Origin of the sequence: Streptomyces calvus (assembly GCF_006782915.1) — a bacterium.
Classification (GTDB): domain Bacteria; phylum Actinomycetota; class Actinomycetes; order Streptomycetales; family Streptomycetaceae; genus Streptomyces; species Streptomyces calvus.
Map to the genome: position 1 here is coordinate 214,486 of NZ_VCNP01000043.1, position 18,641 is coordinate 233,126.

18 protein-coding genes and 1 pseudogene are annotated in these 18,641 nt (G+C 70.0%); 3 read left to right on the plus strand and 16 right to left on the minus strand.

Annotation, left to right across the window (positions count from 1 at the left end; genetic code table 11):
• Positions 1-16: 16 nt before the first annotated feature.
• The 5 genes and pseudogenes from FGW31_RS19890 to FGW31_RS19915 all read right to left on the minus strand — a co-directional run bounded on the left by FGW31_RS19890 (position 17) and on the right by FGW31_RS19915 (position 4,070).
• The gene (locus FGW31_RS19890; protein WP_142194789.1) at positions 17-364 is read right to left on the minus strand and encodes an STAS domain-containing protein; all 348 of its coding nucleotides are present in this window, start codon (positions 362-364) and stop codon (positions 17-19) included.
• Between the two features lie 315 nt (positions 365-679).
• The gene (locus FGW31_RS35720) at positions 680-1,264 is read right to left on the minus strand and encodes a DUF5994 family protein (RefSeq protein WP_142194992.1); all 585 of its coding nucleotides are present in this window, start codon (positions 1,262-1,264) and stop codon (positions 680-682) included.
• Positions 1,265-2,299, minus strand: a pseudogene (locus FGW31_RS19905) (PP2C family protein-serine/threonine phosphatase); the annotation flags it as partial. It abuts the gene before it with no gap.
• 106 nt (positions 2,300-2,405) lie between these two features.
• Entirely contained in the window at positions 2,406-2,942 is a 537-nt protein-coding gene (locus tag FGW31_RS19910) for a DUF5994 family protein (RefSeq protein WP_233452528.1), read from the minus strand.
• Positions 2,943-3,179: 237 nt separating this feature from the next.
• Positions 3,180-4,070, minus strand: coding sequence for an STAS domain-containing protein (locus FGW31_RS19915; RefSeq protein ID WP_233452529.1), 891 nt, complete (start codon positions 4,068-4,070; stop codon positions 3,180-3,182).
• A 595-nt stretch (positions 4,071-4,665) separates the two neighbouring features.
• Here FGW31_RS19915 and FGW31_RS19920 point away from each other — a divergent pair.
• Positions 4,666-5,483 (plus strand): IS5 family transposase gene (locus FGW31_RS19920; protein WP_228126347.1). Its coding sequence is split into 2 segments (ribosomal slippage): positions 4,666-4,995 and positions 4,998-5,483, totalling 816 coding nucleotides; the frame shifts between segments, so codons are not numbered across the junction.
• Between the two features lie 5 nt (positions 5,484-5,488).
• On the opposite strand, the gene FGW31_RS19925 is transcribed toward FGW31_RS19920, so the two are convergent.
• The 7 genes from FGW31_RS19925 to FGW31_RS19955 all read right to left on the minus strand — a co-directional run bounded on the left by FGW31_RS19925 (position 5,489) and on the right by FGW31_RS19955 (position 11,803).
• Entirely contained in the window at positions 5,489-6,532 is a 1,044-nt protein-coding gene (locus FGW31_RS19925) for a serine hydrolase domain-containing protein (protein WP_142194791.1), read from the minus strand.
• 95 nt (positions 6,533-6,627) lie between these two features.
• Complete coding sequence (locus tag FGW31_RS19930) at positions 6,628-7,716, minus strand: glycosyltransferase family 4 protein (protein WP_142194993.1); 1,089 nt, start codon at positions 7,714-7,716, stop codon at positions 6,628-6,630.
• A gap of 23 nt (positions 7,717-7,739) precedes the next feature.
• Positions 7,740-8,276, minus strand: coding sequence for a dCTP deaminase (locus tag FGW31_RS19935; RefSeq protein WP_142194792.1), 537 nt, complete (start codon positions 8,274-8,276; stop codon positions 7,740-7,742).
• Positions 8,273-8,812, minus strand: a complete 540-nt coding sequence (gene dcd, locus FGW31_RS19940) for a dCTP deaminase (RefSeq protein WP_142194793.1) — start codon at positions 8,810-8,812, stop codon at positions 8,273-8,275. The genes FGW31_RS19935 and dcd overlap by 4 nt, the downstream gene beginning before the upstream one ends.
• A complete protein-coding gene (locus FGW31_RS19945; protein WP_142194794.1) occupies positions 8,809-10,047 on the minus strand; it encodes a metallophosphoesterase in 1,239 nt (412 codons plus the stop codon). Before FGW31_RS19945 ends, dcd begins: the two co-directional genes overlap by 4 nt.
• Entirely contained in the window at positions 10,044-11,363 is a 1,320-nt protein-coding gene (locus FGW31_RS19950) for a UDP-N-acetylglucosamine 1-carboxyvinyltransferase (protein ID WP_182674960.1), read from the minus strand. Before FGW31_RS19950 ends, FGW31_RS19945 begins: the two co-directional genes overlap by 4 nt.
• Before the next feature lie 2 nt (positions 11,364-11,365).
• On the minus strand, positions 11,366-11,803 hold the full coding sequence (locus FGW31_RS19955; protein ID WP_142194795.1) for an ATP-binding protein: 438 nt from the start codon (positions 11,801-11,803) through the stop codon (positions 11,366-11,368).
• 175 nt (positions 11,804-11,978) lie between these two features.
• Between FGW31_RS19955 and FGW31_RS19960 the strand changes: the two genes are divergently transcribed.
• A complete protein-coding gene (locus tag FGW31_RS19960) occupies positions 11,979-13,250 on the plus strand; it encodes a helix-turn-helix domain-containing protein (protein WP_182674941.1) in 1,272 nt (423 codons plus the stop codon).
• Positions 13,247-13,801, plus strand: coding sequence for a flavoprotein (locus tag FGW31_RS19965; RefSeq protein ID WP_142194796.1), 555 nt, complete (start codon positions 13,247-13,249; stop codon positions 13,799-13,801). Before FGW31_RS19960 ends, FGW31_RS19965 begins: the two co-directional genes overlap by 4 nt.
• Positions 13,802-13,876: 75 nt before the next feature.
• Here the strand turns inward: FGW31_RS19965 and FGW31_RS19970 are convergent, their stop codons facing one another.
• From FGW31_RS19970 to FGW31_RS19985, 4 genes are all read right to left on the minus strand, one after another.
• Positions 13,877-15,586, minus strand: coding sequence for a relaxase/mobilization nuclease domain-containing protein (locus FGW31_RS19970; RefSeq protein ID WP_142194797.1), 1,710 nt, complete (start codon positions 15,584-15,586; stop codon positions 13,877-13,879).
• Positions 15,583-16,233: a MobC family plasmid mobilization relaxosome protein gene (locus FGW31_RS19975; protein ID WP_142194798.1), complete on the minus strand. Its 651-nt coding sequence runs from the start codon at positions 16,231-16,233 to the stop codon at positions 15,583-15,585. The genes FGW31_RS19970 and FGW31_RS19975 overlap by 4 nt, the downstream gene beginning before the upstream one ends.
• Before the next feature lie 113 nt (positions 16,234-16,346).
• Positions 16,347-17,153 (minus strand): DUF2637 domain-containing protein, encoded by an 807-nt coding sequence (locus tag FGW31_RS19980; protein WP_142194799.1) that lies wholly within the window; start codon positions 17,151-17,153, stop codon positions 16,347-16,349.
• Between the two features lie 206 nt (positions 17,154-17,359).
• Complete coding sequence (locus tag FGW31_RS19985; RefSeq protein WP_142194800.1) at positions 17,360-18,616, minus strand: DUF3631 domain-containing protein; 1,257 nt, start codon at positions 18,614-18,616, stop codon at positions 17,360-17,362.
• Positions 18,617-18,641 lie beyond the last annotated feature (25 nt).

Genomic DNA, 18,641 nt, shown 5'->3' on the forward strand with positions numbered 1-18,641 from the left:
GGTGCTTCTGTCGACGTCAGGCCCGCTGAGGGCGCGCCCCTCCCGGCCTCATCGGGTAGAGCAGACCGTCGGAGCCCGTGTCCATGAGCAGTCGTTCGGTCTGCGGGGAGGGGTGGTGCAGCAGGAGGAACGCCTGGGCCTCGGCGGCATGCTCCGACACGTCGAGGAAGACGCGCAGGCCGCTGTCGTCACAGCGGTCGACGGTGGTCAGATCGACGTCGATGAGGGTGATCCCGTCCCGCAGACACTGCTCCAGAGCGGCGCGCACCCGGGGCGCGGTGACGGGGTCGATCACACCGGCCAAGGTGACCAGGGCCCGCGCGCCCCGGTCGTGCCGGTAGATGTTCAGCCGCGGAAGAGTCATGACGCCTCGGTTCGGATGCTCGGATCCTCGGGTGCTCCAGAGCCTGCGTCCACGCCCCGTGCTCGCGTCGTCTCGGGCCGGCTGGGCGGTGGGGATGGGCGGCCGGTTGGCCGGTCGGATGCCCGGATGCCGGCCCATGGTGCGGGGTGCGGCTGGGGCGCGCCCCGGCCCCGGCGACCGGGCCGGGGAGTGCTGTACCGGTATGCCGCGATCCTGTCGGCGTGCTGGAGCCCGAGCCGGTGGATCACGTATGCCGCCACTGCGACGAGGACCAGGAAAGCGATGGCCGTCAGGAAGGCGTTCACGGCGGCCACCTCACATACCGATGATCAGCCGGCTGGCCGGCCCTGGCGGACCGGTCTGTTCGGTGACGGCCGCGGCCACCGCCGAGGCGCCGCCCTCGGACTCCCCTGCCTCGTCCGGGTCCAGTGCCTGGCCGGCGGGGTAGACGGCGTGCCGGGCCGCTTCCGCGGCGATGAGCGCGCTCGCGGTCAGGAGCGGGCCGTCGTCGTCGGATACGGCTGCCATCAGACGGGCCGCCGACTGCGCCCCGGTCTCGGGCGGAACAACGAGGAGATCCCAGCGGCTGGTGCCGTAGGAGAGCAGCAGCAGCTTGTGCGGGTCGATCTCCGACGTGAACCAGCCGACCTTGACGATGTGCCCGCTCACCGGAATCTTGCGGGGGATGACCGGCCAGTGCTCCGGGTTGACGGCGATACGGGTGATGTGGCCCCACAGGGGGTCCAACAGGTCGGTGAGCGCCGGCAGTTCACTCAGCAGGTCCCGGGACCGTGGCCACCAGGCTCCGTCCAAAAGCCCGCGGGAGGCGCCGTCGGTCTTCAGCGCGAGACGCGCGGCTGGGGCTGCGACGGGCTCGGGGTGCGGCAGGGTGGGGTACAACTCCTCCCCGCCGCTCTTGTGTTCCTCGACCACTCCGTCGGTGAAGCAGAGGATTCGGTCACCGGGCACCAGCCCCAGTTCGCTCACCCGAGGCTCCGAACCGCCCAGGCCGACGGGAAGGGTCGTCGGGACGACCAGACGCTGTGCGACGCGGTGGTCGCGGACGAGGATCGGCGGCGGGTGCCCGGCGTTGACCCACTGCACCCGCCCCGTCGTCGTGTCCACCTGCAGCATCTGCGCGGTGACGAAATGCTCGGGACCGAACTGCTCGGCCACGGCGCGGTCCATGAACGCGTAGATCTCCGACAGTCCGATGCCGGAGCGGCGGGCATGGCGGTAGGCGCCGATGGCCACGGTGGCCATCGTGGCCGCGTCCAGCCCGTGCCCCATCGCGTCGATCATGACCACGTGGAGGGCATCGCCGTTCAGCGCGTAGTCGAAGCTGTCGCCGCCCACGTCGTAGGCGGGTTCCAGGATCCCGGCCACGGCGACCCGGGGCATGATCATGGCCAGAGGTGGCAGCAGCGACCACTGGATCTCCGCGGCGACGCTCATCCCCTCATCGCGTCGGACGTCGAAGAACAGGTCGGAGTAGCCGTGCTTGGTCACCAGAAGGTCGGCCACCAGGCCGGAGATTCTGAGCAGCAGGCGGCGGTCGTCGTCATCGACGCTGTCCAGCGTCACCGCCATGACCCCCACCTGGTCACCGCCGTCCAGGAGGGGCAGATGGACCCGGATGCCGTCCTGCTCGGGCACCTCCACGGGGACCGCGTCGAGAAAGCAGCGGCCCGCCTCGGAGTCGTCGATCACCTGCGGTTCCCCGCCGCTGAGGCCCTCCCCGGGCAGCGGTACGAGCACCAACTGGCCGTAGTCCTGCAACAGCACCTGCGGACGGCGGCCACCGAGCCGGTCCACCACGTCGGCGACCAGGGGCCCGATGAGATGGGGTGGGAGTTCGTGCGCGCTGTCCAGGATCTTTCCGAGGAGCGCTTCCCCGAAGCTTTCGGACCGGTCCGGGCGCCGTCCTGCCGTCATCCCGTCACCTTCCGCGGTCACGTTTCGGGCGGGGGCGGGCCCGGATGACAAAGGATGTGTCGGTGCCATGGCTCCATCATGCGGTCGTGGATGCCCGTCCCGCCGGTCAGGCGGAGTCGGCCGGGCTGCTCACCTGGGTCCGGCTCCTCCTTCCGACTCCCGTGCGTCCTGTCCGTCGGGGCCGCTCTCGGCGAGTGCCAGCAGGCGCGGAGCCGACAGTGGGTTCGCGGGGTCGGAAGCAGCGGTCAGCAACCGGGTGGCCACTCGGGCCGGCTCGTCCGGGGGGGATCACCAGCAGTTCCCAGCTCCCCACGGTGCCGCAGTCCACGGTGATGGCATGTGCCTCGGCGGCGGAATCGGTCAGCACCACCTCGATCACGTGGCCGGGAGCCATCACCTCCTGCGGGGCATCGGGCCAGGCGGCCGTTTCCACGGTCACGCGGGTGACGGTGCCGATGCCCGGATCCAAGGAGCCGACCAGCGCGGGCAGCTCCAGTTCCAGTGCGTCGCAAAGCGGCCACCATGCGCCGTCCAGCGGGCCATGGCTGACACCTGGCATGAGGCGCAGCCGGGGCATGGGCATCCGGTAGGAGTGTCCGTCATCGGGCACCGCACCTTCGGCGGGCTCTGTGGTGATGTTCATCGTGCGATTCCGTTCCGGGCCGTGCGGTTTCCGGCTGCCCGTGTCTGTCGCTCGCCGGGCACGGCGCCGCCGTCATCGTGCGCCCGGAAGTTCTCGGTATGTCTCAGATTACTCCGGCTGTGGCAGGCGGCGTGGCAGGCGGCCATCGCACTGCCACATCATCGGCGTGCCAAGGGCTGTCCTTCGGCGGACAAGGTCAGCACGCAGGGGGCGAGGGGGCCGGGCAGGCCGATGACCTCACCCATGTTCTGCCAGCCCCAGGACGAGAAGGCGGCTCGTGTTCCCCGGTCGGCAGGATGAAGCAGGGTGACCCCGAGGGAGGTCTGTGAGGAGGCGCTGTTGCAGGCGGTGGGCGATGTCGCGGTGCTGTGCGTGCGGATGGGCCACGACCTGGGTCAGGAGGACGAACCGCGTGCAGGAGGTGAGCCGCTGGATGATCTCCTGGAGTGTTCCGCCGCCCTGTCGGCCGTCGGAACCGTCAGAGCCCACCGGAAAACCGAAGGCGCAACCGACCAGCACCGTCGTCTCGGCGACCAGCAGGGCGAAGCCGGGGCGGTGGGCGGTGGCCGCCAAGCGGTGCAGGAAGTCTCCGCGGTCGTGGTATGCCGCTCCGAAGGTGCCCGCGACGGACTCCGCAGCCAGGTCGGCGATGTCCTCGCGCTTGTCTTCTGCCTGCCAGCGGGTCAGCCGGCGAAGGCGGATACCGGCCCAGAGGACCGGCTGGTCCAGCCGACGAGCGGGGTCCTCGGGCGCCCGCGTCGCGGTACTCATGTGGTCGCTGGATGCGGTGGGCGGCACGGGACTCACGGGGGCCGTAAGGAGCAGTGAAGTCGATCCGGTGGCGTCGAGGAGCCGGGCGATCTGAGCGCACGGATGGTGCAGCCGCAGGCGGGCGTGGACCCGGCCGGCGCGCCGTGCTGCCGACAGGAGGACGTCCAAGCCCCGGGCGTCGCAGGAGCCGACCATGGTCAGGTCGATGTCGATCTCGGTGACGCCGTCCAGCAGACACTGCTCCACTGCGGCCCGTAGCAGCGGCGTCGTGGTCGGCCCGATGTCGCCGACAAGCGTGACGAGCGTTCGCTCTCCTCGGTTTCGCCGATGGATGTCCAGCCGGGAAAAGGCCGTCACGTCTCTCCTCGGCGGGGTTGCGGACCCGCGCGGGTGCTCGGCGCGGTTCCTGCCGTGATGAGCTTGCGCTGAGTTGCTTCGACCGCGGCGGACATGGTGCCGACCCGTCTCCGTGCCGGCCACAGGGGCGGCCCGGATTCACTCGTCTCTCGCCGAGGACGACCCGGCATGCGCCGGAGTACGTGATGCCCTCGGTACTTCAACCGTACGTCGGCCGCAACCGGAAGCGGCTGCGTCGAAGGATGCGCACCTCACAGCCGAGGGTCGGCAGGGTAAGAGCAGGGGCGCCAGCCCATCCCTGCCCTGTCGAGGCAGGTGCGCAGGATGCGCGCCGACTCTGGACCAGCACCGGCCGCGCGCAGCCCCGTGAACACAGCACAGCGCTGCCGCCCGCGTTCGAAGCCGGACGGCAGTGCGGGTGGACGAATCGAATGCCAGCTCATTTCCGAACCCGCACGCGACGCGACCTCCGCTCACCGGGTCTCCGAACCCCTCCGAGCGAAACATCCCACGCCAGAAGGATTTGCTCCCTAACTGGCTCTAACAAAAGCTGCTGATCATGAGGCTGTCGGCCTCTCTGCTCGTATGTCTGGGTATGGGAAATCGTCAGTCGCGGCCGTGGATCGTGTCGGATGAACTGTGGTTGCTGGTCGAGCCGTTGTTGCCGAAGCCGGGTCCGAAGAAGGTCGAGGGTCGGCCGCGGGTGCCGGACCGGCAGGCGCTGTGCGGGATTCTCTTCGTCCTGCACACCGGCATCCAGTGGGAGTACCTGCCCCAGGAGCTGGGCTTCGGCTCGGGGATGACGTGCTGGCGACGCCTGGCGGCATGGAACGAGGCCGGCGTCTGGGACCAGCTCCACCAGCTGCTGCTGAACGAGCTGCGGTCGAAGAACCAGCTGGACTGGGAGCGGGCGGTGATCGACTCCTCGCACGTGCGGGCTGCCCGGCGGGGCCCAAAAGCGGGCCGAGCCCGGTCGACCGTGCACGGCCGGGCAGCAAGCACCACCTCATCGTCGACGGACAGGGCATCCCGCTCGCGGTGTCGCTGACCGGCGGCAACCGCAATGACGTCACCCAGCTGCTGCCCCTCCTCGACAAGATCCCACCCGTCGCGGGCCGGACCGGCAGGCCCCGTCGGCGGCCGGACGCTCTGCTGGCCGACCGCGGCTACGACCACGACATCTACCGGCGCCTGCTCTGGCAGCGCGGCATCCGGCCCGTGATCGCGAGACGGGGCGAGCCCCACGGCACTGGCCTGGGCATCTTCCGCTACGTCGTCGAGCGCACGATCGCCTGGCTCCACGGCTTCCGCCGCCTACGCATCCGCTGGGAGAGGCGCGACGACATCCACGAAGCCTTCCTCGGCCTCGCCGTTTGCCTGATCACCCACCGCCACGTTCGACGCCTTTGTTAGGACCTCTAAGTGAAAGCCAGCTTTCGGAAGGCATTGCGGACGCCGTTCAGCGGTTCGCGGTCACGGGTGTAGTAGAGCTTGTTGGTCAGGAGCACCGCCCAACGGCCCTTGGTGGGAGAGATCCAAATGCCTGTGCCCGTGAAGCCGTAGTGGACCCAGACGTCATCCTCAGTGGTGGTGCCGGGAGCGGGATGCCAGAACAGGCCACGAGCCGGCTGCAGCTCACCGGTCCCGATGATCAGGGAGCGGGTGGTCCACTCGCTGCCGAAACCAGCCCGCACATGGGACGCAGCAGGGTCGAGCATGTACTGGAGGAAGGTGGCGAGGTCGTCGAGGACGGTGAAGACGCCTGCGATGCCGCAGACGCCGCCCAGGAGGCGGGCTGAGAAGTCGTGGGGGACTCCCTTGAGGTGGGTGTCGGTGTCTTGGTCGAGTTCGGTCGGTGCGCAGCGGGCGGCGAGGTCGGCGGGCAGGGGGCCGAAGCGGGTGCTGGTCATGCCCAGTGGGTGCCAGGTGCGGGTGGTGGCCAGTCGGTCCAGGGGCTGGCCGGAGAGGTGTTCGGCGAGGTAGCCGAGGATGAGGGCGGCCCGGTCGGTGTACTCGACGGCTCCTCCGGGTGTCCGGTGAAGTTGTTCTTGGAGGACGCCTCGGCGGATCTCGTGGGGGTTGGTGCCGTAGAGGTTCTTCAGCTGCGCCCGCAGTGGGACGCCGGCGGTGTGTGTCAGCAGCTGCCGGGCGGTGACGGCTCCGAGTGGGTGCCTGGCGACTTCCTGCCAGAAGCTGCCGAGTGGCTGGTCGAGGTCGAGGGCACCGTCCTCCCACAAGGCGCCGATGGAGGACCAGACGGCCAGGATCTTGGTGAGGCTGGCGGCGTCGAAGACGGTGTCGGTGCGCATCGGCACGTCCGGCTCGTCGGGGTCAAGGACGCCTGTTGTGCCCTGGGCGAGGGTGCCGGTTGCGTCGCCGGTGGCCCACACGGCGCCCGGGTACATCTTGTCGCGGACTCCCTGGTCGAGCAGGGCTTCGATGCGGTCGCGGTCGTACGTCATGGTCTCCCTCTTCGACGGGGTGCCCCGTCGGTCAGCGTAGTGACGTTCGCGGAGCGGTCCGGGTAGTGGCGGGGCGGGTCGTCCGGCGGCCGGATTCAGGTGAGCTGTCGGCCGAGTTCGGTCAGGGAGCGCGCGGTCGCCGAAAGAGGGTGGCGAGCCGCGTTTGCGTAACCCGCCTGTCGCAGGGCGGTCAGCAGTCCGGGCGTCGCCCTCAGCCGGTCGAGGTCGCGCGCGAGTGCGGCTGAGTAGGCGAAGTCCGTGGCCGTACCGGATGCCGCGAGCGTTTCGCTGAGACCAGGGATGGGCTGGTAGAGGACGGGTAGTCCGCACGCTTGGGCTTCCAGCGCGACGAGTCCCATGGCCTCCAGGGTGGTGGACGGCACGACCAGCACGTCGTGTTCGGTGAAGGCTTTCCACAGCTGAGGACGGCGGAGCCAGCCGAGGTACCGCACTCGTACGCCTGCTCGTTGCATCAGCGGGGCCAGAGCATGGAACTGGGCTCTGGGCGCCGCAATGCTCAGCTCGACGCCGGGCACGGAAGCCAAGCTCTTGATCAGGGCCTCGACGCCCTTTTCGGTGGTCAGGCGTCCTGCGTACAGCAGCCGCAGGTGGCTGGTGGATGTGCGCACTGGCCGGGGCGGCGGGTCGGTGAGCAGGTGGTCGGGGATGCCCCAGGGGATGTGGGTGATCTTGCGGCGTTCGATCTGCGGGGCGAGCTTGCGGAGGCGGTCGGCCATCGCGTTGGTGGGGACGACGACGGCGTCGGCGGCTCTGGCTGTTTCGCGCAGCACCTGGAGCTGGTCTCGGTGTGTCTCAGCGAAGAGCAGGTCCGTGCCGTGGACGAGGGCGATCCGGGGATGTGTCGGTAGAGCGCGGATGAGAGCAGGAGTGGCGCCGAACGCGAGGTGCTGCAGGTGGAGCACGTCGATCTGCGCGGGATCGACCGCGGCTGTGAGTGCTCTGCGAAGGGCGGCGACGTAGCGGCTGAAGGCCGGTCCTTCCAGGCATTTGCCTGCCACGGGCAGCAGGTTGAGTCCGACGGGCGGTCGGGGAGCGTGACCGGGTGGCGCGAGCATGAAGGCGCGGGCCGGGATGAGGGGCTGCTGGCCGGTGTAGAGGTCGAGGAAGAGCTCGACGCTGCCGCCGGGGCTTCCGGCGGGGAGGTCCAGGAAGGTGGCGGCCATCGGGCCGGTGGCCGAGCGAGCATTCACCGTGTGCCTCCGTCGATCTCCTCGTAGAGGCGCGAGATGCCGATGCCTTCTGTGGAGGCGTACTTGGCGGGCTGTTGCTGGTAGCTGGTCGGTGCGCCGAGGGGGGTGAGGAAGACGAGCTTGCCGAAGGTCATGCCCGGATACACGCGCACCGGTCGCGTGGCGCGGATCTCCAGCGTCCACCGGATCGCATGGCCCTGGTGTCCGAGCGGGGCCGACACGTGGACCCAGATGCCCAGGGAGCCGGTGGTGAGGTCGCCGTTCAGCAGCTGCGCGTACATCTCAGAACCGGTCCGCTCCAGGGTGATGGCCAGGTAGAGCAGGCCAGGGCGCAGCACGAAGCCGGTGTCGGGGATGGACTCCTCGGTGAAGGCGGTGGGGGTTGCAGCGTCGAGGTCGTCGTCGCAGACGCGGATCGTGTCGCCGAGCCGCCAGTCGTAGGCGTTGGGGGAGACGCGGCTGGGCTCGTAGGGGTCGATGATGATCTCGCCGGCCTGGACAGCGGCGGCGATGGCGGGGCCGGTGAGGATCACGGCGCCACCGCCGGGAGCCGGGCGAGGTCTCGCCAGTAGGCGGAGGGCTGCGGTCCTGCGGCGGCCTGGTACTTGCCGCTGTAGAGTTCCACGGCGCCCGTGGAGACGAAGAACATGATCTGCCCGATCTTCATGCCTGCGTACACGCGCAGCGGCCGGGTCGGGGTGAGCATGAGCGTCCACTGCCCATGGAAGCCGATGTCGCCGATGGGCGAGGTGATCTCGACGAACAGGCCAAGACGTCCGACGGAGGAGCGGCCGAACAGCAGCGGCACGAAGGTGTCGGAGCCGACCTCTTCGAGGGTGTGGCCGAGGTAGAGCTCGCCTGGCTGGAGGACATGCCCTTCCGAGCCGATGGTTGTCTTGTAGGTGGGATTGGGCAGGTGGGCGTCCAGGACTGTGCTCGTGTAGGTGATCAGGGTGGGGCCCAGACGGACGTTGTAGCTGTTGGGGTTGACCTGGTCGGCGGCGAACGGGGTGATGCTGAGGCGGCCGTCGTGAGCGGCAGCGGTGATCTCCGGGCCGGTGAGGATCACTGGCTGCCTCCTTCCGCGGTGCCGGGAGCGGTGAGGACGTGCTGGACGGCGTGGTCCAGGCGCAGGCCGGCCTCGTGCGTGCGTCCGCCGAGGTGGGTCTCGGCGAGGTAATCGGTGGTCAGCACGGTGGTGACGGCGTCCGGCAAGGGATCGGGAGCGGTGACGAGCGGGCCGATCTGGGTGGTCAGATGTGAGAGCCATCCGGGGAGGTCGCTGCGCGCTGACTCGGGTACGTGGGCGTGCACCAGCTGGTTGGCGAACGGCTCGATGGAGAGCAGGTCACCGTGGGTGAGGCTGTCGCCGAGTGTTACGGCTCGTAGCGCCGTCTCGTTGAGGATGACCGCGTCTGCGCCGAGCCCCCTTCGCAGACGGGCGGTGAGGTCCAGAAGCAGGCTGCGCCGGTCGAGGGTCCGGTGGCGGTAGACCGCTCCGAGCGGGCAGAGGGTGGCGGCCAGCTGCTGCTTGACGCCGTCGATCTGGGAGCACAGATCCGCAAGCTCCGTCGGAACGACGCTCGGGACCCGATCGGGGAAGGATGTGGTGCCTGCACCCCATCCCCGGCCCACGGGTGCGGCGATTGCGTAGCCTTCGGCGAGTTCCCGGCCCTTGACGACCAGGGTGTCGTCGACTCGGACCGGCCCGTACTGGTCGCTGTGGCAGTGCCCTGCGAAGACCACGTCGAGGAAGGGACAGGCCGCCGCGAGTTCCCGGTCCTCGTCGAAGCCGGAGTGGCTGAGCAGGACCCAGCTGTCCACCTCGTGGACGTGGGCGAGGATCACGTCGCGCAGGGCCTGGAGGGGATCGGTCACGCAGTGGCCGACTCGCTGGGCGGCCGGGATCGAGTGGAAGGCTTGCCGACCGATCACAGCGGTTACGCCGACGCGCCGTCCATCGACGTCGGCGACGTACAGGCGGCGGAAGAGAGCGTCGCCGGTGCTGGCATGAACGACGTTGGCGCAGACAGTGCGCCGGTGAAGGTCGGGTTCGAAGTGGTGGGACCAGCCATGATTGCCGGGAGCCAGCACGTCGTACAGCCCGAGCAGGATCTCCCGCTCGATCGTGCCGCCAGCGAGGCGGTAATACCCGCTGCCTTCGAAGAAGTCGCCGCAGTCCACGATGAGCGAGGTCGGGCGCAGCGCGTGGAGGTGGGTCAGAAACGGTGCGGCGTTGTCGAAGGCGGAGTGGACGTCCGTCGTGGCAACGATCTGGCGCAGGTTCCGGCCTTCGGTGGTCATGGGGTGACCTCGCAGATGTCGGCACCCAGGGCGCGCAGCTTGCCGGACAGGTCGGCGTGGCCGCGGCGCAACTGGTCGAGGCCGCCGATGGTGGTGACGCCTCGGGCCGTGAGGCCGACGACCATGAGGGCGGCGCCGGTGCGGATGTCTGTGGCTTCAACGCCTGCGCCCGTGAGTAGTTGGGGCCCCGTCAGGCGGCATTCGGTGGGGGAGATCTCCTCGATCTCGGCGCCCAGGCGGGCCAGCTGCGGCAGCAGGTTGCCGTGGCGGCCGGGATTGATCGCGTCGGCGAACAGATGCGTCCCGGGCAGTCCCAAGGCGAGTGCCATGAGCGGTGGTTCGAAGTCGGCATCCAGACCGGCCGGGCTCAGGGAAGCGATGGCCCGCAGGGGGCGACCCGTGGGGGCTGCCTCCTGGGCGCGGACGGTAAGGCCATCCAATTCCGCGACGACGGGGATGCCGAGCTGATGAAGGGCAGCCACGAACGGGCCTACGTCCTTGGCCTGCACGCCGTCGATACGGGCAGTACCGCGTGTCGCGGCGATTGCGCAGGCGAGCGTGGCTGCCTCGATCTTGTCTCCGGGAACTGTCCAGGCAGCGGGGGCAGCCGACGACGAGGAAGGCGGTGAGAGAGTGAGTACATGCTCGCTGGCGCGCGTCTCCCAGCCCACCGAACTCAGGGCGTCGAGCACGCTGAGGACTTCGGGTGAGAGGTTGGGCTGACCCAGGCGTAAGGGGCGGCCGGTCGTGAGAGCGCTCAGGGTCGCGGCCACGGTCGCACCGCGAGAACGGAACGGCAGTGCGATGGAGACGGTGCCGGTGTGAGAGCCGAGTGCCTCGATGCCGTAACCGGAGCTGTTCAGTCGGCTCCGGTCGCCGAACGCCTCGTACACCTTGAAGTGCAGCTCCATGCCACGCGCGCCGATTCGGCAGCCACCCGGCCAGGGCAGCTGTGCCTGGCCGTAACGCGCGAGCAGGGCGGGGACGAGGTAGTACGAGGCGCGGATGTGGGCTGCCTGCGCCAGATCGGGCTGCCCGCGAGATGCCCCCGATGGCAGGATCACATAGGTGGTCGGTTCGCCGACGGGCTGCGTGACATGCCAGCCCGCCTGCTGCAGCAGAGCAAGCATGATCTGGACGTCCGTGCTGTCCGGGACGTTGCCCAGCCGGACCGGGCAGCCGAGGGCAGCCGCGGCGGCCAGGAGCGGCAGTGCGGCGTTCTTGGAGCCGTCGACGCTCACGGTGCCGGCGAGCGGCGACCCGGGGCGTACGGCGATCACCTCGGCGGCCACGCCGGGGGCGTGGGTGGTCGTCATCATCAACTCCTCTGGAGAGGAAGGAAACAGGCGACTTCCTGGATGGGCTTGCTGGTCAGGCCGATCTCGGCCCAGCACCGCTTGCCGGTCTCCGTAGGCTCGGAGTGGTACCGGTCGGCGAGAGCGGCGACGAGGAACAGGCCCCGGCCGCCTTCGCTGTCCACGTTGGGCAGAGCTGGCTGGGGCAGTACCGGGCTCGTGTCGCAGACCTCGATCCGCAGGACGGTCGCGTCGAGACAGACCGCGAGCGAGACGGATCCGGCGCCGGCGTACTGGACCGCGTTGGTGATGAGCTCGCTGACCAGCAGTTCGGCTGTCTCCACCACCTCGGCGCCCAGTCCCGAGTCCCAGGCCGCTATCGCGTCCACGACCTGGCGCCGGGCCTCGCTTGCTGCGGCGGGCGTCGCGGGCAGGAAGAGAGCGAGCTGGTGCGCTGCCATGAGCGGCCTCCCGGTGTAGGTGCGGCCACACCAAGCAACCAGCCCGTCGCCGTGAGTGGTGAGCCCTGACGCGGGCGCTGCATGACTTATGCAGGAGCTGCATCACCGCCAACCACGCCTGACCTATGCTCGATTGAGCAGGCAGGATCAGCGACGGCGGAAGGAGCCGTGGCAGATGGCCGACGCGCATGGCGAAGCGAGACGGATCGCAGAACGGATCCGTCGGGCACGGGTGTTACAGCGGCGTTCACAGCATGACGTGGCCGCAGCGCTCGGGTATCACCAGTCCAAGGTGAGCCGTCTGGAGAGCGGTCGTGGCACGGATGACATTCGCGTACTACGCGCCATCGCGCAGGAACTGAACATCCCGCCCGAGGAGTTGGGTCTAGCCCCATCTCAGGACGTCTCCGCCGTCGATCAAGAAGCTGACGACATGCACCGCCGCACTTTCCTCGCCGCGAGCATCGCAGCGCTCGCGGCCCCGGCCGGCTCTATGGCCTCGCACACCGCCCTCGTCCAGGCCCTCCTGCCCGGTCCCGGCCCCGCGGGCACCGGTGGCCCCCAGGACACCGCCGTCCTGTACGAACGCGTCGGATCAGCGCTCAGGCTTTTCCACACCTGCCACTACACAGAGCTGGAGCTCACCCTCCCGAGCCTGATCGCCGACCTGCGACTGGCGGCCGGTGATGCGACGGACAGGGATACGGTGTCCCGCCTCCTGGCCACCGCGTACCAGACGGCGACGAGCCTGCTGCTCAAGCAGCACGACCAGGGCAACGCATGGCTCGCCGTCGGCCGGGCGATGGCAGAAGCCGAACGCTCGGGCGACCCGGTCGTTCTCGCCTCCAGCGTCCGCGTCCAGGCCCACGTCCTGGTCCGCGAGAAGCACGCCACAGAGGCCGTCACCCTGGTACGGCACACCGCGGACCAGCTCACCGGCTCCTACGACCGGCGTTCACCGAAGTACCTCGCCGCCGTCGGACTGCTGCTCCTGCGCGGTGTAACCGCGGCCAGCAGCCGCGGTGATCGCGCGGCCACGAAGGAATTCCTAACCGAGGCCAAGGAAGTCTCCCGGTATGTGACCCTGGACCGGCCCGACGCCTGGGCCACCTTCAGCCCGACCAACGTCGCTCTGCACGAGCTGAGCGCTCTGGTGGCCTTCGGCGACGCCGGCTTCGCCCTTCAGGCGGCCCGGCCCCTCATGCGCCGGCACATCCCGGTGCCTGAACGCCGGGCCGCACTATGGGTCGAAGCGGCCCGCGCCTACAGCCAACAGGGCCGCCTGGCCGACGGCTACCAAGCCCTGCGCATCGCCGAGACCTGCGCCGCCCAGGACATCCGCCGCCCCGACGTCCGCCACCTGGTCGCGGATATGGCAGCCCGCGACCGCCGACGTACTCTGCCGGAACTGCACCACTTCAGTCGTCAACTGGGAGTCCCCGCGTGACCGAACCGACCGCCCCGGACAAGAAGCCCTTCCTGTACGTCGTAGTGTGCGCTGCAGGTGTTGCCCGCGACGTCGGCAAGCTCATCACGGCTGCCCAGGAGTCGAACTGGGACGTCGGCGTCATCGCCACACCACAGGGGCTCGGCTTCATCGATACCAAGGCGATCGAGGCACAGACCGGCTACCCGATCCGCTCCGCCTGGCGTTCACCGGGAGGCCCGCGCCCCCTGCCCCCGGCGGACGCGATCGCCGTGGCTCCCGCCACCTTCAACACGATCAACAAGTGGGCCGCCGGGATCTCCGACACCCTCGCCCTGGGGATCCTGTGCGAGGCGTACGGCATGGGCATCCCGACCGTGGCTTTGCCCTACCTGAACTCCGCCCAGGCTGCCCACCCCGCATACCAGCAGAGCCTGGACCGGCTGCGGGGGATGGGTGTCCTGACCGGTTCCTGCGAACCGCACCGGCCGAGGGCCGGCGGCGCGGCGGAGCGCTTCCGCTGGGAGGAAGCACTCTGCTTGCTGGAGCCTATGGTCAGCACGACGCGGTGACTGTGTCCGTCACTTGGTAAGAAGGTGTATCCCCATGGCTGACGGCCTCGAGACACGAGGCCGTCAGTGCCGGAATTACCGGTGTCGCGTGGGGTCCGCAGGCCCAGGCGGTGACGGGCTCGGTCGTGTCTGGCCGGAGTGTGCCGGTCGTGGTGTCACCCACGTACGGGCTTGGGCGGCTCGTGCTCGATCGCTGGGGGATTGCCGGGCGGCGAGGCGTTGGACACGCCAGGTGAGGGTCATGGCGGTGGAGTGGGCGTCGTCCAGGGTGCGCTGGCGGGCGGCATGCTGGAGGAGCAGCTCGGGGTCGTGGCCGGCGGTCTCGGCTTCGGTCAGGGCGGCGGCCAGAGCCGGCCAGGCGGGGTCGTCGAGGACCTGCTGAGCGTGTTCGGGCACGATCATGAGGATCCGCTGGGCGTGCCTTTCCACGGTGCGGGCCGGTGGTCGACGCTGGGCCAGGGCGGCCAGCGGCTCGGCAGCAGCCTGTTGGTAGGCGGCCTGCAGATGGACAAGGGCCTGGTGGGCGGCCGCGACCTGCTGGTCGTGCCGGCGGGCCTGGTGCCAGCGGGCCGTGGCGATGACGACGAGGACGGCGAGGTCGAGGAACATGGCCAGCCCGGAGCCGTCGCCGGTGACCGGGGCGGTGCGCAGGGCGCGGACGGCGCCCCGGAGGGCGTGGGCCTGGTCCTGCTGGGCGCGGATGCGGGAGCGGGTGGCGCGTTCGAACGCTGTGGCGGCCTGTTGGAGCTGTCGCCGCAGGTGGCCGGGGGCGAGCAGCGGCAGGACATCGATGGCTTCGCCGAAGGCCGCGATGTGGGCCTGGGCGGCTGCCTCGTCGCCGTGGTCGAGGTGGTGGAGGATGCGCTCGGCCGCAGCGGTGGCCTGGTGCCAGGGGCTGGGTCCGCGTCGTCTGCCCGGCTCGGTGACGGGCGTAGCTTCGACGCCGGTGAGGCGTTCGCGGATCTTGGGGTAAGACAGGTCGGGGGCGAGTTTGGCGCCGGAGAACCAGACCGGTTCACCGGCGGCGTTGGTGTCGCGTTCCACGGCGACCTTGTACCCGCGCACGTCGCCGGACGGGAAGCGCTGGACGTCGACGAGGACGCCCTCGACCCCGTCGAGCAGGTGGAGGAACTCCTCCGGGCTGGTGGCGATGGACACCAGCTGGCGGACGGTGGTGCGCAGGTGTTCGCGGGAGGTCTTGGTCTTGCCGGCGCGGCGGGCCTTCTCCGTCTCGGCGCGGGTGGGGCGCTGGGCGGCGGTGCGGTCGCCGCGCACCACCCGCTTCAGGCCGTATTCCTTCTCGATGGCCGCGAGTTCCTTGTCCGCCGTGAGGTAGTCGTTCCAGTGGCGGGCGGTGCGCAGGTCGCCTCGGACCTTGGTGGCGGCGATGTGGATGTGGTCGTCCGCGTGGCGTACGGCGACCCACCGGCACCCGTCGGGATCGCCTTGTGGCGCGATGCCGGTGGCCGCCACAATCCGGTGGGCGATGTCGGCCCACTCGGCGTCGGTGAGGTGCCGGTCGCCGGGGGCGGCACGTACCGAGCAGTGCCACACGTGCCGCTCGGGCGCCCGGCCCAGTCGGCGGGCTTGCTTGACCCGCAGGTCGAGGTCGGCCACGAGCCGCAGCTTTGTGGCGTCGAAGTCGTCGGCGCGGCCGGGATCGGGAGCGAAGCCGTCCCAGGAGGCGACCAGGTGCGGGTCGGTGTGGTCCTTGGCCTTCTTCGTGTCGAACAGATACCGGATCAGGCCGGCGGTGCTCTTGCCGCTGCCGATCTTGGCGATCACCGGGCCGCCCTCGCGGAGACGGCGTGGTTCATGGTCTGCGCGATGTCGCCGATGGCGGCGCGGACGGCGTCCAGGGTGCGCTCGGTCTGGGCGAGGACAGCGGTGTCCACAGGGTGCGGATCGCCTCCGGCGTTGAGGCGGTGGGCGATCTGGTTGACGTTGTTGCCGACGCGGGCGACCTGGGCCCGCAGGGCGTCGAGCTTGTCGAGGCAGTCGTCGAGCTGGGTGCGCTGCCCAGACAGGCCCACGGAGAGGTCGCCGTCGAGATAGGCCATGATGACGGCGCCGACGAGGTGGGCGCCGGCGATGCCCGTCTTGCGGGCACGGGCGAGGATCCGGAACTTCTCGTCGGCGCTGTAGCGGACGTCGACACGCTCTTTGCGCTGGACGCTCTCGCGGGTACGCCGGCGAGCGATACGACGCAGGGTGACTTCGTCGGCGAGCGCGGCGGGGGACTGCTCGGCCGCGCCGGTGGGCGTTTCCTCCTCGGGCACCCCCCGGTGCCCGAGGTCCTCCGCCACCCCCGGGGCGGAGGTGTCCGCGTTGGACCGGCCCTTGGACGGTCCAGCGTCATACCTTGCTGGCTGGGTGACGCTTGTGGTCGTCTCCCGCAGTCCGGGGGGCAGCTCACGTCGGGCTTCGCGCATGGGGGCAGTCCTTGCTAGGGGTCGGCGGACGGGATGTGCCATGGGCGGTCGGCTCCGCCTTCTGTTCACTCGCTGAGCGGCGCGATGACGGGAGGTACCGACCGGTGAGCGCGTTAGGAGACGTGCTCGGGCGTACGGTCGAGTTCGGCCTGCAGGCGGCGTGTGATCTCGGTGAGGCGGTCTTTGCCGACGGGGTGGCCCTGGGCTCGGATCGCCGCTTCGACGTGGCGGCGGGAGATACGTCCTTGGCGGCCCAGGGGCGCGGCGCGGCCGAGAGCCAGGAGCGTTTCCGTGGAAGCGCTGGGCTGCCGACCCTTGATCGGGCTGTGGGGCTGACGCGCCGCCGCCACTTCGGCCGGAGGGTCCGCCACGTCCGCGATGTCCTCCGCCACAACTTCATGCCGTGCTTGTGCCGCGCCCTTCGAGGCATCGGCCGTGTCGCTGTCCGGAGCGGGCCGCAGCAAGTCCTCGACGTGAGTGTGGCGCTGAGCACTGACCGGTTCAGTCGAGTGCCGACCAGTGGGGTGGCGGCGTATGACGAGATCCAGGTGGACGGCTCCGGCGAGCGCGAGCGGGGCGATGGCCGACAGGGCGCCGACGGTGACGTCGTCCAGGTGGAGCCCGGCGGCGTCGCTCTCCTGGTTGAGACGGACGGCGTGCAGGGCGTTCGCCCAGATGCTCGTGATGGTGGCGACGCCGACGAGGGACCAGACGTAGAGGCGGGAGCGCCAGGGGGCGGCCCGCAGGATGAGCAGGGCCGCGACGCCGATGGCGATGAACCCGTCGATCACGAGCGGGAAGGCGTACGTCAGCACTCCGCGGATGTGGATGGCCACTGCCATCTGTCGCAGGGCGTCGTACGAGAGGGCGAAGCCGATCGTGCCGACCAGAGCGACCCCCAGGCGGATCGCGGCGGTCATCATCGGTACTGGGGTCGCGGTGGTGCGTACGGGCAAGCGGGTGCTCCAAGCGGGGAGGATGGTGGACAGCGAGGTGGCGGACCCGTCGCACCCGTCGCACGGCTGGTCAGAGCAGGTACGGGTGTTCGTCGTGGTACGAGACGACTCGTCGCAGCGACGACACCCGTCACGGGGTTGACCTGCGATGCGACGGGTGCGACGAGTCTTTACGGGTGCGGGTCCGGGCCTATCGGGGCGCTCTCGTCACCGTTCTCGGGAGTGGACTCCTCCGGGCAGTACCGCGCCCAGGCGTCGGTGAAGCGGAGCCGGGCGAAGCCCTTGGCCTGCCTGCCGCCCTCGAAGCGGAGGGTGGCGGCCTTGATGTCGAAGTCCTTCAGGAGGAGCCCAAGGTGGCGTGGGCTGAGGCCGGTGGTGCCGTACTCGGCCCACGGAGCCTCCTGGTCCTTGAGTAGCTCCTCCAGCAGGTCCCGGGTGCGCATGATGTCCGGGTCGCCGCAGCGGGCGAAGGCGCGCCGGATGTCCTGCAGCAGGCGGGTTTTGAGGTTGGACTCGTCGTCCTTGTCCGCCTCGGCGGCGCACATGGCCACACAGGCAGCGCGCGCGTCCTCGGGCCAGGTGCCGCCGGCCAGCTCCGCGATGATCACGAGCGGTTCCCAGGTGTCCGCCGCGCGGTCCTGCACCGGCATCCGCGGTACCAGGTCCGCGGCGGTGTCCATGAGCGGACGGATCCAGGCCGCCAGGCGGTCCCGCAGGGTGTGCAGGGCTGGGATGTCGCGGCGGGAGCGGAACTGTTCGACGCGCTCGCCGTCCTTGCGGCGTTGCATGCGGATCACCACCGCCCGGTCCATGACCGTGTCCGGCAGGGCGCCGATGCCGGCGAGCGCGGCCATGGCGAAGGTGGGGAACTTCCGCGTCTTGTGCTCGGGGCCGGAGATCCGCAGGGCGGGCCGGTTGCGCTGGTGGCCGGCGTTGAGCAGGCCGCGCAGTTCCTCGTTCTTCTCGGCGGCCTTGATGCTGCCGAAGATGGTGTCGGCCTCGTCCACCAGCAGAGTGGGCGGGTCGTCACCGATGGCGCGGAAGACGACAGCCGGGCTGGTGTTCACGGTGATCAGCGGGTCGTGCGCCGTCTCCGTGATCACGTCCAGCAGGCGGGACTTGCCGCACCGCTTCGCCGGCCCGACCACCGCCAGGCGCGGAGCGTGCTGCAGTGCCGGCTGGATGTGCGTGGCCGCCACCCACAGCGTGACGGCGGTCAGCGCCTCGCCACTGGGCAGGATCACGTACCGGGCGATCGCTGCGCGCAGCTCGTCCAGCAGGCCGGCGCCCTCGTTGGAGCTGTCGGTCCGATCACGCTCGCTGGATGAGGGATCGGACGCCGGGCCTTGGCCGGGGATGGCCACGGGTGGCCAAGACGGGGTGACGGCGGGTGCGGTGGGGGTGCGAGAGGTCGTAGATTCGTCCACAGGCGTTCCTCCCTGGTGAGCCGGA

Coding starts and splice junctions, on each gene's coding strand:
- FGW31_RS19890 (WP_142194789.1), bottom strand. CDS start 364: ATGACTCTTCCGCGGCTGAACATCTACCGGCACGACCGGGGCGCGCGG.
- FGW31_RS19910 (WP_233452528.1), bottom strand. CDS start 2,942: ATGAACATCACCACAGAGCCCGCCGAAGGTGCGGTGCCCGATGACGGA.
- FGW31_RS19925 (WP_142194791.1), bottom strand. CDS start 6,532: ATGACGTACGACCGCGACCGCATCGAAGCCCTGCTCGACCAGGGAGTC.
- FGW31_RS19930 (WP_142194993.1), bottom strand. CDS start 7,716: ATGGCCGCCACCTTCCTGGACCTCCCCGCCGGAAGCCCCGGCGGCAGC.
- FGW31_RS19945 (WP_142194794.1), bottom strand. CDS start 10,047: ATGACCACCGAAGGCCGGAACCTGCGCCAGATCGTTGCCACGACGGAC.
- FGW31_RS19950 (WP_182674960.1), bottom strand. CDS start 11,363: ATGACGACCACCCACGCCCCCGGCGTGGCCGCCGAGGTGATCGCCGTA.
- FGW31_RS19955 (WP_142194795.1), bottom strand. CDS start 11,803: ATGGCAGCGCACCAGCTCGCTCTCTTCCTGCCCGCGACGCCCGCCGCA.
- FGW31_RS19960 (WP_182674941.1), top strand. CDS start 11,979: ATGGCCGACGCGCATGGCGAAGCGAGACGGATCGCAGAACGGATCCGT.
- FGW31_RS19975 (WP_142194798.1), bottom strand. CDS start 16,233: ATGCGCGAAGCCCGACGTGAGCTGCCCCCCGGACTGCGGGAGACGACC.
- FGW31_RS19980 (WP_142194799.1), bottom strand. CDS start 17,153: ATGACCGCCGCGATCCGCCTGGGGGTCGCTCTGGTCGGCACGATCGGC.